Consider the following 13,206-nt stretch of genomic DNA (forward strand, 5'->3'; position numbering starts at 1 on the left):
GCGGGAGCTACGCCAGGTGGCTGAGGCGGAGGGCTTCCTCTCTGAGGCCGAGAGGGTGCGGGGCCCCGAACTGGCGATGTTCATGGTCGAGCCGGGGGCCCAGCTCTACATCAAGAGCGTGTACTTCGAGCTCTTCGGCTTCATAGTCCAGAGCCTCGGGCTCAGCGCTGAGGTCTACGTCATCGGGGGGTCGCCGAGGGCAGGGTGACGGTTCTGAGCGATCGAGACGTGATCGTGGTTGTGGAGGGGCTCGAGCCTATTCGGCAACCGTCCTGTAGGTCCCGCTGAGCCTGGGTAAACCTTTTTATATATTAGATCGAGTCTTTTGAACGGGAATAGGGGGTTGCCTGTCTCGCGCGCGGAGCTCAGAGAGCAGCTGCTCAGGCTCTTGAGGGAGGACGAGGAGTTCAGGTACACTGTAGCCGGCATCCTCGGCTACCTCGACGTACTGAAGAGGCTTGAGGAGCACGACCGGAAATTCAACGAGATCCTGAGTGAGATACGGCAGCTAAGGGAGGAGCAGGTGAAGCTGAGGGAGGACTTCAACCGGGTGGATAAGGTTCTGGCTGAGCTCCTCAAGGGGCAGGAGCGGCTGTGGAGTGAGTTCAACCGCTTGAATGCAAGGGTCGAGGTCACGATAGGGAGCATGGGCAGGAGGTGGGGGGAGGACCTCGAGCGGATGGTTCTGGAGATCTTCCGGGAGGCTCTGGAGAAGAGGGGCATCGAGCTTGGGAAGGTGCGGAAGCTGAGGCTGAGGGACGAGGACGGCAGCCTAACCGGCGTCAAGGGCAGGATTGTCGACGTGGACGTATTGGTTGAAGACGAGAAGGTCTACGTGATCGAGGTCAAGTCCAGGGCTGAGCTGGAGCACGTCGAAGCGCTACCCCTGAAGTCTGAGGTTGTCGGCAAGGTCCTGGGCAAGCAGGTGGCCAGGACGATCCTTGTCGCCGTCAACGTAGATAGGGAGGCCTACGAGAGAGCTGGGGATAGAAGTCGTCTGCGGCCACGTAATAGATTAGCGTGTAATTATTCCCACCTTCAACCGCCCGCTCAGCGAACTTCAGGCTGCTTGCAAGGGGGTGCTCTCGTAGGTTCGAGGAGCTCAGCGAGAAAATAAGCTTTGAGCTTTCACTAGAACTTTCTCAGTATCTCGGTAGCGGGGGTGGGGGAGGCGGTGGGGCTGGTTCTCTCTTCCTCCTGCGCCTAGCAACGAAAACAATCAATGCTAGCAGTGCGAGTACGCCAACTAGAAGCAACAAGATTAAGAGTGCCAAGAAGTTGAGCTCGTTTCTCCAACTAGCTACTAGGTGAACAGGCTCCGTGACGTTGAAGGAGTACACAGCCTCGAACGAGATCTTCCTCCCGTTTTTAACCCACCCGTCGAAAACCCTAATTGTGAGAAAATCCGAAGGAATAACGCTCGGAGACACGGACACGGTTGCGGTAGAGCCCTCCGCGTACCACCCCTCTCCCGACGCCAAGCCGAGCTCGCTCGTCACCGTTACGTGGTGCTCGCGCCTGTAGAAGGCGTCTAGAACAGTGTCCCTTTCAAGCCTTACCGTTCGGGGGTTATCTGTTGCGCTGTCGCTCCAGCCGACGAAAACAATTCTCGTCTCCCCATCGCGTTTGCAGGAAGCCACCTCAAGCCTGTGCTCACCGCCCCGAGCCTCAAAGCTGACACTTCTCCCGGTCTTGTTCACGCCATCCAGTGAAGCCCATAGCCCGTCTTCAGGAAGGTTGACCCTTAGCAGGTAGCTTGTAACGTAGCTTGAGGAAATCCCGTCGACGCTGAACATCCCCCTCATCCTGTTCCCAACCGCGTAGACTACGCCCTCAGACGCGTACACTCCTGTCCAGGATGACGAGTTGAGGGCTAGTGTCCAGTTTCCCAGGAGCGCTCCATCGAGACCGTACTGCAGGTATACGGGTAGCATTCCCTCAGCTGTTGTCGCATGGCCCACAACGTGTATTCTCCCGTTGTAGACAGTTAAGTCTATGAAGGAGTCGTCTCCAGCTCCTCCAAAAGTCTTCCACCAGAGAACCTTCCCAGACTGGTTCACTTTGAGAATTAAACCATCTAGGCCTCCTTCCCCGTAGGAGTCTGTGAAACCGCAAATATATACCTCAGAGTCGTACACCTGGATGCTCTTGAAGAAGTCGCGACCTTTACCTCCCCAGGTGAAGTTCGCAAGAATGCTTCCGTTGCTGTCCGCTACGATCAATATCCCGTCAACGTTCTCGCGTGAATCATGAGGAGCGGTAGTGCCCACGATGTATACTTTACCTTCGCTCAAAGCTATTGACTCTGGCTCCTGGTAGCCGGGCTCAGCGAGGACTTTCTCCCAAATGAGAGAGCCGTTTCGGCTGTACTTCTGGAGAACAATGTCGGTGGCGCGCTCGCCCGTGTAGGAAACCCCTGCGACATATATTCCGTCCTCTCCTACTGCAACCCCCCGGAAGTAGCTAAACAGGGACGATCCCACCCACTCCTTTTCCCACTGTTTCTTGAGATTTGTGCTTAGCGCCGCGATGAAACCCGTAAGCTTAGGAGATGAACCGTGCTCGAGGGTGCCTACCGCGTAGATTATTGACCCGTCTGTGTCGAGGCTAGCCACGCAACCCCACCCTCCCTCTATGTAGGTTAGGCTTCCATTAGGGCTGAGCCTCCAGAGAGTCCAGTTATGGTTGCTATAACTACCGGAGCAACCACCGATGTAAACACTCCCGCCAGCAACTACGACGTCGGAAAAGAGAACATAGTCGCCCTTACTCCCGACTATGCGTGTCCCTCCTTGAATAGTCCTCTCCGGGAGTGCTAAGGCAAAAGAGGTAAGGCAGACTGCGAGAAACAGGCACATTAGGTAGGCGGCCTTAAAGCCCATAAAAGCAACCGTACAAAGATACTTTTAAACATAAAGTACTCTTAATACATGAATCGGTCTGAGAATTTACTAGCCAGCATTCGAGTAAGGCTGTTAGCGTTGTCGAGGACACTAGAGTCCTACGCTTGCGCTACCTGCAGGCTACTGTTGGTTCACGAGGAGGCTGAAGCAAACCTCGGTTTGAGCGCTAGCTGAGTAAACTCCCGTCGAGCCCACCCCCTATCCGGTGGCTTTCTCAGAGGTTTACGCGTACCTCCCTCTAACTTGCACCTGCGAGCGGTGGCTGTCGCGAGGATACGTATCAAAGCTACGCTAAGTTTAATGAAACCAACTTAGCCTGCTAGCTCGATGAGAGCAAGAACTCTAGTATTGGTGCTGGCACCTGTTTTTGCAGCTCTCGCCTCGCTGTTCATCCTCCTCGCCTTTTTCCCAGAACCCCTAGCTGGGGGTCACGCTTCTCAGGGGAGCCTAGCCTCCCCATGGGCATCGAACCCCACTCATGGGAGCTACTCCCCGGGAAACGCCTACCAGTCTGCGGAGCTCACACTGACGGCCGGGAGAGGGGAGGAGGTGCTGAGCCTCAGTAGCATCAACTTCTCGGAGAGCTCGAACGTTGTCTTCAAACCAGAGGTTCAGCTGCTGTCCGGGAACGCCCGCTTCATCCTGAGCGCAACACTCGAGCTCGAGGGCTCCGTCCGAAGCTACAAGGTAGACATGCCCTGCGTCGCCGCGAGTGGGATGGAGTGCTTCAGGGTTATGATGCTCATCCCTGGGTTCGACGCCCCAATGCTCATCGAGAAGGGAGTGTACAGCGCGAGGCTGAGGGTCTCATGGCAGTCGAGCGGGGACCTCAAGGTCAGGATCACGCTGAGGTACTCTCTGGGGAAGACCGCAGAGCTGGAGGTGCTCCCCGAGCCACCCGAAGCGCCCGAGTGGATCCCCTTCAACGGCTCAACCAGGAGCTACGCCGTGCAGGTCGACGGGCTCGCCTCAAGGGCGGGCGAGGACGAGCTGGCGAGCTTCAAGCTCCTAGTCTGGGTCTACGTCCCGGGAGGGGCAGAAGGTGGTATGCAGGCGAAGCTCAGAGTTGAGGGCGGCGGAGTGGTCGAGGAGTTCCCGCTGGAGCTGAGGGCCAGGGGACCGTACTTCGAGGGAGCATACCTCCTGAAGCTACCCCCAGGTGTGTACTCAGTCACCGTCACGCTGAACAATAAAGCCCTGACCGCCACGCTTAGGGTGCTTCCCAGATAGCGGGTTAAGTTCTGGTTAAAACGATCGACAATTATTTTTAGAATGTTTAAAAACTAGTTCTTTTCTATTATTCTTATATTTTTAGTCTTGGATGCGTGTTTGCCCAACGTGTACTAGTTTCTTTCTTCCACGCAAATGATATACCCTTTCCCTCCCTCTTCTTTCTCCACTAGTTGTAACCCACTACCGGATATTCTTTCGTTTATTTTATTTATAATTTCTCGTAGCTTCTCGACTTTTTCCCTTTTAACCTTTCCTCCATAGACTTTCGACACAGATTCAGCCCTCTTAATCCATTCGGTTCTAGATTTGCCGTTGAGCTCCTTACAGTCTCTTCTAACAATTTCTAGAAGCGTTACATCGTAAGAGGGCGCTAAAAGACTTTCTGCCTGCTGAAATGAATGGAGGAGGTCTGCGGGGGGTTTAAGCATGAAGTCAACTAACTTCTGCGAGGCGACTACGGCGATACGGTTGAATAAATACGGTTTGAAAGTTATTTGCTTTCTTATTTGGAGAGTTTTCATCATCTTCGCGACTCTCTCTTCTGTGTTTTGCAATGAACGATAAATTACATCGAGTTCTGGAATGTGTATAGAGATTAGCGGGACACCCTTTATTGAGCTCTGAATGACTTTTTTGTCGGTAACCACTAAATATGCTAGCTTAATTTCTTTGGCCTTGCTTAGCCTGTCTAGGTCATCCTCTATAGCTTTTTCGAGCTGGGGAACATTTCCGGTAACTTTCACGTCTACACACATATTTCCAACCAGGAGATCGCACACCATGTCCCCTACTTTATGCCCTGCTTTCACAATTTTTGTGAGTTGTTTGTTTTTTAACTCTTTCGCGAGATGCTCCGTGATCAACCTCTCAAGGTTTTTTGACAAATCTCCATGAATAGCAGAGGTAAAGCTACCACTACTATAACCGGAAGGGTTTTCACGAAGTTCAATATACTCTTTGAGGAAATATGACCCATACCTGAACTTGCTGTTTGCTACGATATCTCTGTAGATCCCGGCAACCCACTCGTTATCAATTCCCGCATTCTTGAGCCAGCGTATTACCGCTTCGTCTGAAGAAGGGAAGAATTCTCCTCCAGTAATGTACTCGAACCTGAATCTTTCAGCTTCTCCAATAGATGTTACGAGCTCGTTTTCGATGGAGCCTAGAAATGCGTTAAAGGAGTCCACATTGAGTACATGAGCTGTGATCATGAAGCCTGCGAGTAAGTTGTTAAGCGCTTCACGCCATTTGCGTAGCACCTTCTTAAAAACGGCGTCTCTGATAATTGTGAAACCTTCCTTAGTTTCAGGATTACCAATCAATGTAGTCACCCCGTCTAGGATAATGAAATACCTGAACTCTGCTAGCCTAAGTAGAGAGAAAAATGCAGGAAGAGTAAAATCGTGGCGTTTTTTCAAAGTCTCTAGCACATTTTTTACAATTGGTACTAGCTCCTCCCAGAGTTCACTATACATGATGATGCCTGCATTACCTAAAATCTCTGAGAGAATATTCATGGTTTCATTTTTTATACCTTTGGAAATAATATCTGAAATAGTATCGGATAGACTCTCTAAGTCTCGATCTCTCGTGACTGGAGCTAATGCCTCACCCGGTATACTTTCTAGATTCACATATACAGGCAAAATTGCTCTTTCAATGCAGGTTGAGGTTGCACTTAGACTCTTCCTGACTTTACTGATAGCTTCTTCCCAAAGTGTGTATTCGACGGCTCTGCACAACAAAGATTTACCGATTCCTGCTTCACCGTAAATCATTATTACCGGTGTTCCACGAAAGCCGCTTTCGAATTCCTTAATACGTTCCATTACAAACCTGTAACTCGTTGTTTCAACGAAGCCACAGGAACGAAAAGCATCTCTTATCTTGTATCTGTTTTCACTAGAAATTGTGTCACTAAGCAAGACTTTGAATTTCTCCAGGGTACATTGACTTGCAGGGCTATTCGCGGTTAACAACTCTTACCACCGCCCCCTCCACAGTCCAAGGAGGGCGCATCATTACTGCCTTGGGTCCCGCGAACGCGAAGTGCCTCTGCCACTCGCCCCTAACTCTCTCAGCGGGGACCTCCGACGGCCAGCCGTACTCGAGCCACAGCGCCAGGTAATCCCCGCTCACGCCCTCAACCCTCAGCGCGCCCGCCTTAACCAGTGTCCTGATCACCCTGTCCGCCTCGCGGGCGGCAGTCTTTAGGAGCTCGTAGACGCAGTCGCCTCTCCCGTTGCAGAGCTCTATGGCCGCCTTTAGGTCTGAGACCTGGAGGCCCCTGGTGTCGGCTGACACGAGGAGTCCCCGCGAGGGCTTCACCGCGAGGCCTGACATCAGCAGGCTTCTGAAAACGTACAGGGCGCAGGGCCCGTAAGAGTCTCTGAGGGACTTGTAGGTGATAAACCCTCTTCTGAGAAGGATTGACAATGCTTCAGCAAAAGCTTGGTCACACTTCACAAATACTAAACTTTCATTAGTATTATTAAACTTTTTTGCATGCCATTAAAGCTTTCAAGGAAGCCGCTCAGCATCTTAAAAACATAATCTCAGGTCCAAGGGGGCGCCGCAGCGAAGGTTCCCATTCTTGCGATACTAATGGAGGCTGGTACGCAGTTTTAGGCGCGAAATTCTGAAATTCTTCATCGGGTGTGCCTACAGGCTCATACTTAATGGGTAGCATGTACATCAGCAAGTAGCTTCAATTGACATGCCTGCGATCAGCGCTCTGTGCGATGATGGCCGCCAATCCAAGGGTAAAGGAGGCCAGGAAGAACGGGAGCCTGGGGTCAAGGGTATACAGCATGGCTCCCAGGGCAGGCGCGGGCACCGCCGCGAGGTCCCACACTACGTACACGAGCGCCACAGTGGTGCCCCTAGCACTAGCAGAGGCACTTGAAACCACCATAGCCCTGTACGCGAGGTTGAACACAGCCCCAGCAGCAGAAGCCGCTAGAAGCGCCAGAGCCGCGTAGGGACGCCCTAGTGTTGCGAAGCCAGCTACCCCGGCTGACTGAATCAGGAGTGCCGCGCACGCAGCCCTCGGAGTCCCCAGCTTGTCCACGGCGGCGCCGGCGAGGGGGTAAATAAGGGCCTGTATCACCGGGATCGCCCCGTAAACCAAGCCCACCTCCCTCTCCGCGAAGCCCTGCACTTCCTTCATAAACACGGGGTAAAGGTTTAGGGTAGAGTCGACCTCCACCGCCATCAGGACGGTCAGGGAGAGAACCGCGAGAGGTACACTGCCCATCGACTTGAACCACTCGGCAGCACGCTCCACGCTCCCCCGCACGCTCAAAGCACCTCTCCCCCGCGCAGTCTCCTCTAGGAGAGCGCTCGACACGAAACAGGTGAGCGCTACCGCCAGCACAAGCGCTCCTGCGAGCGCCGCGTCGCGCTCAGTGGTGAAGCCAAGTACTGCAGAGCCCGCTGATCCAGAGAGGGCGCCTGCCACGAACACCGCGGCGAGAGCTCTGCCCAGAGAATCCTCCCCCGTGGACTCGTAGAGCGCCGAGTCCATGGCCGCGTCACCGAGGTGCTGGAGGCCGAAGAGCAGCAACGCGGACAGCGCGAGCGCTCCCGCGCCGCAAAGCGGCGCTAACGCCACCAGCAGGGCACCGAGGAGCATTGCCGCTGAGCCGGCTACGATCACGGGTCTTCTACCCAGGCTGTCGCTCAGCGCTCCCCCCACCAGCCCTGCGAACCCCGATAGAGCGCAGGAGGCAGAGTACGTCAGACCCAGCGCGGGAAGGCCGAGCTCCCCTCTATCGCGATGGGAAGGTACCACGTGAGGAAGCCTAGCACGAACATCTGGGAGGAGCGGGCAACGGCGATGAGTGTGATGTTCCTCAATCTCAAGGCCTACCACCCCACGTCCCACAGAGTCCTCCCCTAAGCCTATTCAAGACGCTGAGAAGGGGGTACCTCTCCTTTTGACTGACCGAGGGTTAATATTATTTTTTGAAGGTAAAAGCAGGTCAAGTAGCGTTTCGGGAGAGTCTCTGGTCCCCGTGCCCGCGTGAGCGGCGCAATTAAGCTTGCTGGCCATAGACGCCTGCACAGAGGTCCCAGAATTCATCTTCATCCCACACCATGGGCGTACAGAGGAGCTGAATGTAAGCCTGTCTTGCCTGAACTTAGCCTGTCCCACCAACGTTGCTTTGAACAGCCCCCTGGCATACCCGCATCCAAGCCAACCCTTCTTTTCCCCACAGATTGAGGAAAGGTTAAAGGGAGGTTGTACTGTCAAAGCCTGTACTGTGAACCGCGGAGGAGCTATAAGGTGGTGTGATGCAACCTCGCCGCGTAGAGCAACCATAGATGAGGTGCCCTGGAGGCAAAGCTTACGGAAGTCCCTTGGAGCGGGCCTCGGAGCGAGGCTGTGAAGGGCGGATGACTAAGGGGGCCTGGATGAAAGGAGGAAGCCTAAAGAAGCAATTTAACTAGGGTGCTTCCTTGTTACTCAACTGTTATCTCTTTCCTCGCCTCCCACAGGCCGTGCAGGTTGCAGTACTCTACAGCGTATATGGTTCCGCTCTTCTTCAGCTTGACGGTTAGGGTCACCTTGGGTTCAGCGTACTCGGGCTCGAGCTCTACGGTGGCTAGGTGGATCGGGTTGAAGGGCCTCCCCTCCTCCGCGAAGTAGACCTTTATCTTCCTGATTGAGTGCTGGACGGTGTTCGGATGGGGGCCAACGGTGATCGTGACCTGGAACTCCTCACTGGCCTTAACCTTGTCCGGCGCGGTTATCTTGGGGGTGTGCGTTTCAACCTTGCTGACAGCCTCTCCAGCCGCCCTCTCGGGCGTATATATTAGATCTCCAAAAGGCTTTGACATTGTTTATCACATCGAGTTTATCCAGCCGTCATATAAACTTATCTCAGTCTACGCCGAGCTCGGTGCCCGGAGGCTCGGCTTAAGCTACAGCCACCTCTCCTCAATGATTTCCCTGAGGCGAGTTTGCGAGTAGTCGCCCGCGAGCCCCTTGCCTGGCGGATTCTTGACCGCGTCGGAGTCGTAGACCATGAACCCGCTGTCGCGTAGCCTTCCGAGGTGTCTGTCGACTGTGTCTTGGTTGAGTGCTACGATGCCGTCGACGGTGTCCCAGTGGGCGAACACGCGCTCACCTCTCCTGGACGTGACTATTGAGAAGTTGTGCCCACCCCTGATCAGGCTCTGGTAGTCGTCGTAGACGAAGGAGTGCCAGCCCCACCTCGACAACACCCGTGCGTAGGTTACCCCGAGGCTCCTCACGCCGTCTCCAGCCGCTCCACCGAAAAGAACAGTTATCTGCTCCACCGCTCTTTAAACTCTGTTAAAGCTTATTAACTTATACCTGCGTCATACTAAAACGTAACCCCGAGAAAGCTGTTAATTTAATCAGAAAACTCCTAATATACCGAAAAATCCGGCAAGCAGACGCAACTGGGGTTGCAGTTTCCTAACAGCGTAAGTAGTGGGTAGCTCCCGTGCCCGCACGGAACCATTATAAGCAGCCTCGAATGACTTTTTTCTACAGCCACAGCCCACGTTGAAGCATAAATGATGGTTACTCGTGCTCTGATTCCCATGTGGTGTAACGCTATGCCCACCAGCAGAGATCGTCGAACCGGCCACCTCTCCGGGCTGAAGGGCAACGTCATCGTACTCGGCGCTACTGCCTCGCTAACCTACTTCGCCGAGTCCATGGCGTACCCGTACGAGCTGCTCTACCTGCAGGCCCTCGGGGCGCCGGCGCTGGCTATAGGGCTCCTTGGCTCGCTCGCGTCATCGCTCGTACTGGTTTCGAGGCTGCTTGGAGCGTACGCCGCAGACAGCCGCGGGAGGAAGGAGGTCGCCGTGCTAGCGACCTTCGGCGTAGCGCTTTCGTACTCCGTCATCGCAGCTGCCCCGTGCTGGTGGCTCGCCGCGGTGGGCGTCGCGCTTGTGGGGGCGTTCTCCTCGCTCTCGCTTCCAGCTCTCCAGGCGCTCACAGCCGACTCGGCTGCATCAGGGAGAAGGGGGCTGGCATACGCGCTGGTCGACACGCTTCCCGCGGCTTTATCCGTGTTCGCACCCATCTCGGCGGCCCTGCTGGTTGAGAGGAGCGGGCTCGTTCAAGGGGTGAGGCTGGTCTACGCGCTGGGAGCGCTCCTAGCCCTCTCAGCCGGGCTCGTGAGGGCGCTCTGGCTTGAGGAAACCCTGGTACGCGCACCCGAGCCCCCTAGCCTCTCCGCTCGCCTCGTGTCCTCGGTGAAAGGGGCTATCGCGACGCCGAAGGGCGTCCAGGCACCTCTCCTGCCCCTCGCGGTAGCCCTCGTGGTGAACTCCTTCGAGGAGTCGATGTTCCGGTTCATGCCCCTCTATGTGGTCGGCGTCGCCGGCATCGGCGAGACTGAGTGGGCTCTGCTGAGCTCGATATTCTTCGCGGTCCCGCTCGTAGCCGGGATACCGCTCGGCCTCCTCGTGGACTCCATAGGTAGGCGTAGGTCTATGCTGCTGGCCTACGCGCTCTGGGTCCCAGCCACCATCTACTTCGTCCAGTGCCGCAGCACGCTCGAGATGGCGCTCGCCTTCACAGCCTTCTCGCTGGGGGCCTCGCTCTTCAACCCAGCCTACCAGGCAATGCTGGCAGACCTGGCACCCAGGGAAGCCCGCGGCAGAGTGATGGGAGCGGTCGGAGCTCTCAGGTTGCTTGCCTCCATACCCGCCTCGGCCCTGGCGGGTCTTCTCTACAGCGAGGGGCCTGCGTACCCCTTCCTGCTTGCGGCAATCCTCGGCGCCGCCAACACTGCTGTGGTAGCTCTACTCGTCGAGGAGCCCTCTACCCACAGAGAGTAGCCCACTAACCTGCCATTCTCTCTCAGCCTTCGGCGGACCGAAGAAGCCTAACGCTACTAACATAAGACCCGTAAATCCTAGCTTTTTAAACTACAGCGCTAGAGAGGGAACACGGCAGGTTTTTCCTGAAGCTGCCTGCAAGAACTCGCACCTACATGGCACCCCCGACTCCCCTCCTAGGCACTCACGCTTCAAGAATATCCTGGAGAATTCACACCTGTAGTGGGGAACCTCCCTGCCCAGCCAAGCTAGCCCACAGGCGAGCCCATACCCGGGGGTTTAAGCTGTCTCTCCTCGACAGCCCCGGCCTCCAGCTCGGCCCGTAAGTGCACCCGGTGTCTCAGAGAGCGCGGCGTGCTTGCATGTAGTAGCGAGCATGTTTATAAGCGAGCCGCTCCGCTTTTCAACAGGGGAATGCTGAGCAGAGAGGCGCTGAAAGCGGAGATCCTCAGGTTGCTTGAGGAGGACAAGGAGTTCCGTTACAGCGTAGCCGGCCTCCTGGGTATGCGCGAGGTGCTGGAGAGGCTAGACGAGAACACGCGCGCCATCCGGGACCTTCAACGGGAGATTAAAGCCTTGCAGGAGCAGGTTGCCGACAACACCAAAGCGATCAAGGCACTACAAGAGCAAGTCGCTGAGCACTCGAAAGCAATTAAAGCGCTCCAAGAGCAGGTCGCGGAGCACTCGAAAGCCATAAAGGCGTTACAGGAGCAGGTATCCGAGAACACAAAAGCAATCAAAGCCCTCCAGGAGCAGGTTGCCGAGCACTCTAAGGCTATAAAGGCGCTCCAGGAACAGGTCGCGGAGCACAGCAAGGTGATTGCGGAGCACACCGTAGCCATGCGCGAGCTCCAGAGGACGATCTCGGCGCTCGGGGCCAGGTGGGGGCTGATGAGCGAGGAGGCTTTCCGCCGGGCCATGGCCGACATCCTGCGGAGCTTCGGCGAGAGGGTTGAGAAGTGGGTCTCCTACGACGAGGAGGGCTTCGTGTACGGGCACCCCTCACCAGTCGAGGCAGACGTCGTGGTCAGAGACGAGGAGCACATCCTCGTCGAGGTGAAGTCCAGCGTCTCGCGGGGAGACGTGTACGAGCTCTGGCGCATCGCCCGGCTCTACGAGAAGAAGACGGGCGTCAAGCCAAAACTGGTGATCGTCACGCCCTTCGCCGACCCAAAGGCGCAGCAGGCTGCGCAGAAGCTAGGCGTCAGGGTGATTTCCGGGACTGGCGGCGCGTAGCTTCACGTTGCGAGGCTAGGGAAGCTACCCATGGGCATGCAGGGGATGGCTCAGTCCGTAGCCGTGCTCGCCCCCTCACTTGGAGCTCCTGTGCCTCGACGACCCCTTTGTTGGAGTAGACCCTTGGAGCTCAGCCCGCATACCCTAGTTGTTCAAGGGCGGAGACCGCGTCCTCGTGGTGGCGCCCAGAACCCCCATCGAGGGGCTGAGGAACGTGGACTTCAGGGAGCTCAGGAGGGAAGGCGTAGAGTGAGGAGGTCAGCCAACAGCTTACAGCTCATCCCGTAGAGGTCGCGGGCCGCAGGCTCATCACGCCGTCCTATGTTTCTCTCCAGGGGGGACGGTTAAAAGCTATTACCTGTTTTAATCCCAGGCGATGAAGCCCTGGGGACCTCTTCGAGAGGTGAGGAGGCCGGTTTGCCGCCGAGCCGCTAGGTGACCTGCTCGTACGAGTCCCCGCGGTGCAGGAACAGCCTCGCCTCCGGGTGCAGCCTCCTCGCGGCCTCGAGTACCTCTAGCTCGTCGTCGTGGACTTCGGCCACGCTGGGGATCCTCGCGAGCACGCTCGCTTTGAACTCGACGTCCCTCCTCCTGTCGCCCCTCGGCCTCATGCTCACCACCACACGGTCAACCGGGACGCCGAACCCCTGGAGCTCCCTGAGGGTAGCCCTGTAGAGCCTGTACGGCCTCCCCGTCAGCACTAGCACCACGCCCCTGCCCAGCCGGTCGAGCAGCAGCTGTATGCCCACGCTGCGAGGCCTGTCGAGCGCGAGGAGCTCCTCCGAGAGGAACACCTCCCAGAACCTCTGCCTGAGCCGGGGCTCCAGCTCCCCGGGCGCTGAGGCGCTTGAGACCCCGAGCCTCCGGAGGGCCTCGCGTAGCCTCTCAGCTGCGTCCACGAGCACCCCGTCGACGTCGAACACGTACACGTCGCCTGGCGGTAGTAGCATAGCTTTGTACCTCAAAGAAGAAATATTTTTGTATTTGTTTTGATTGTGTATTTAAC

13 protein-coding genes are annotated in these 13,206 nt (G+C 56.3%); 5 read left to right on the plus strand and 8 right to left on the minus strand.

Features of this window, described 5'->3' with window-relative positions; all coding sequences use genetic code 11:
• Positions 1-16: 16 nt before the first annotated feature.
• Both ACNO7C_RS06855 and ACNO7C_RS06860 read left to right on the plus strand, forming a co-directional pair.
• Complete coding sequence (locus ACNO7C_RS06855; RefSeq protein ID WP_460024370.1) at positions 17-208, plus strand: hypothetical protein; 192 nt, start codon at positions 17-19, stop codon at positions 206-208.
• Between the two features lie 117 nt (positions 209-325).
• Entirely contained in the window at positions 326-1,117 is a 792-nt protein-coding gene (locus tag ACNO7C_RS06860; protein ID WP_460024371.1) for a DUF3782 domain-containing protein, read from the plus strand.
• A 25-nt stretch (positions 1,118-1,142) separates the two neighbouring features.
• On the opposite strand, the gene ACNO7C_RS06865 is transcribed toward ACNO7C_RS06860, so the two are convergent.
• Complete coding sequence (locus ACNO7C_RS06865; protein ID WP_460024372.1) at positions 1,143-2,882, minus strand: hypothetical protein; 1,740 nt, start codon at positions 2,880-2,882, stop codon at positions 1,143-1,145.
• A gap of 348 nt (positions 2,883-3,230) precedes the next feature.
• Between ACNO7C_RS06865 and ACNO7C_RS06870 the strand changes: the two genes are divergently transcribed.
• Entirely contained in the window at positions 3,231-4,133 is a 903-nt protein-coding gene (locus tag ACNO7C_RS06870; RefSeq protein ID WP_460024373.1) for a hypothetical protein, read from the plus strand.
• Positions 4,134-4,246: 113 nt separating this feature from the next.
• Here the strand turns inward: ACNO7C_RS06870 and ACNO7C_RS06875 are convergent, their stop codons facing one another.
• The 6 genes from ACNO7C_RS06875 to ACNO7C_RS06900 form a co-directional block, all read right to left on the minus strand.
• Complete coding sequence (locus ACNO7C_RS06875) at positions 4,247-5,968, minus strand: hypothetical protein (RefSeq protein ID WP_460024374.1); 1,722 nt, start codon at positions 5,966-5,968, stop codon at positions 4,247-4,249.
• A gap of 133 nt (positions 5,969-6,101) precedes the next feature.
• Complete coding sequence (locus ACNO7C_RS06880; RefSeq protein WP_460024375.1) at positions 6,102-6,605, minus strand: hypothetical protein; 504 nt, start codon at positions 6,603-6,605, stop codon at positions 6,102-6,104.
• Positions 6,606-6,846: 241 nt separating this feature from the next.
• A complete protein-coding gene (locus tag ACNO7C_RS06885) occupies positions 6,847-7,836 on the minus strand; it encodes an MFS transporter (protein ID WP_460024376.1) in 990 nt (329 codons plus the stop codon).
• Positions 7,837-7,877: 41 nt separating this feature from the next.
• On the minus strand, positions 7,878-8,003 hold the full coding sequence (locus tag ACNO7C_RS06890) for a hypothetical protein (protein ID WP_460024377.1): 126 nt from the start codon (positions 8,001-8,003) through the stop codon (positions 7,878-7,880).
• Between the two features lie 600 nt (positions 8,004-8,603).
• Positions 8,604-8,981 carry a class II SORL domain-containing protein gene (locus ACNO7C_RS06895; RefSeq protein WP_460024378.1) on the minus strand — a complete coding sequence of 126 codons (378 nt, stop codon included), beginning with the start codon at positions 8,979-8,981 and terminating at the stop codon, positions 8,604-8,606.
• Positions 8,982-9,065: 84 nt separating this feature from the next.
• The gene (locus ACNO7C_RS06900) at positions 9,066-9,443 is read right to left on the minus strand and encodes a 2-oxoacid:acceptor oxidoreductase family protein (protein ID WP_460024379.1); all 378 of its coding nucleotides are present in this window, start codon (positions 9,441-9,443) and stop codon (positions 9,066-9,068) included.
• Positions 9,444-9,728: 285 nt separating this feature from the next.
• Here ACNO7C_RS06900 and ACNO7C_RS06905 point away from each other — a divergent pair, with 285 nt between their 5' ends.
• On the plus strand, positions 9,729-10,964 hold the full coding sequence (locus ACNO7C_RS06905; RefSeq protein WP_460024380.1) for an MFS transporter: 1,236 nt from the start codon (positions 9,729-9,731) through the stop codon (positions 10,962-10,964).
• A gap of 414 nt (positions 10,965-11,378) precedes the next feature.
• Complete coding sequence (locus ACNO7C_RS06910) at positions 11,379-12,200, plus strand: DUF3782 domain-containing protein (RefSeq protein WP_460024381.1); 822 nt, start codon at positions 11,379-11,381, stop codon at positions 12,198-12,200.
• Between the two features lie 431 nt (positions 12,201-12,631).
• On the opposite strand, the gene ACNO7C_RS06915 is transcribed toward ACNO7C_RS06910, so the two are convergent.
• Positions 12,632-13,165, minus strand: coding sequence for an HAD family hydrolase (locus ACNO7C_RS06915; protein WP_460024382.1), 534 nt, complete (start codon positions 13,163-13,165; stop codon positions 12,632-12,634).
• Positions 13,166-13,206 lie beyond the last annotated feature (41 nt).

This window comes from Infirmifilum tikiterense (genome assembly GCF_054696565.1).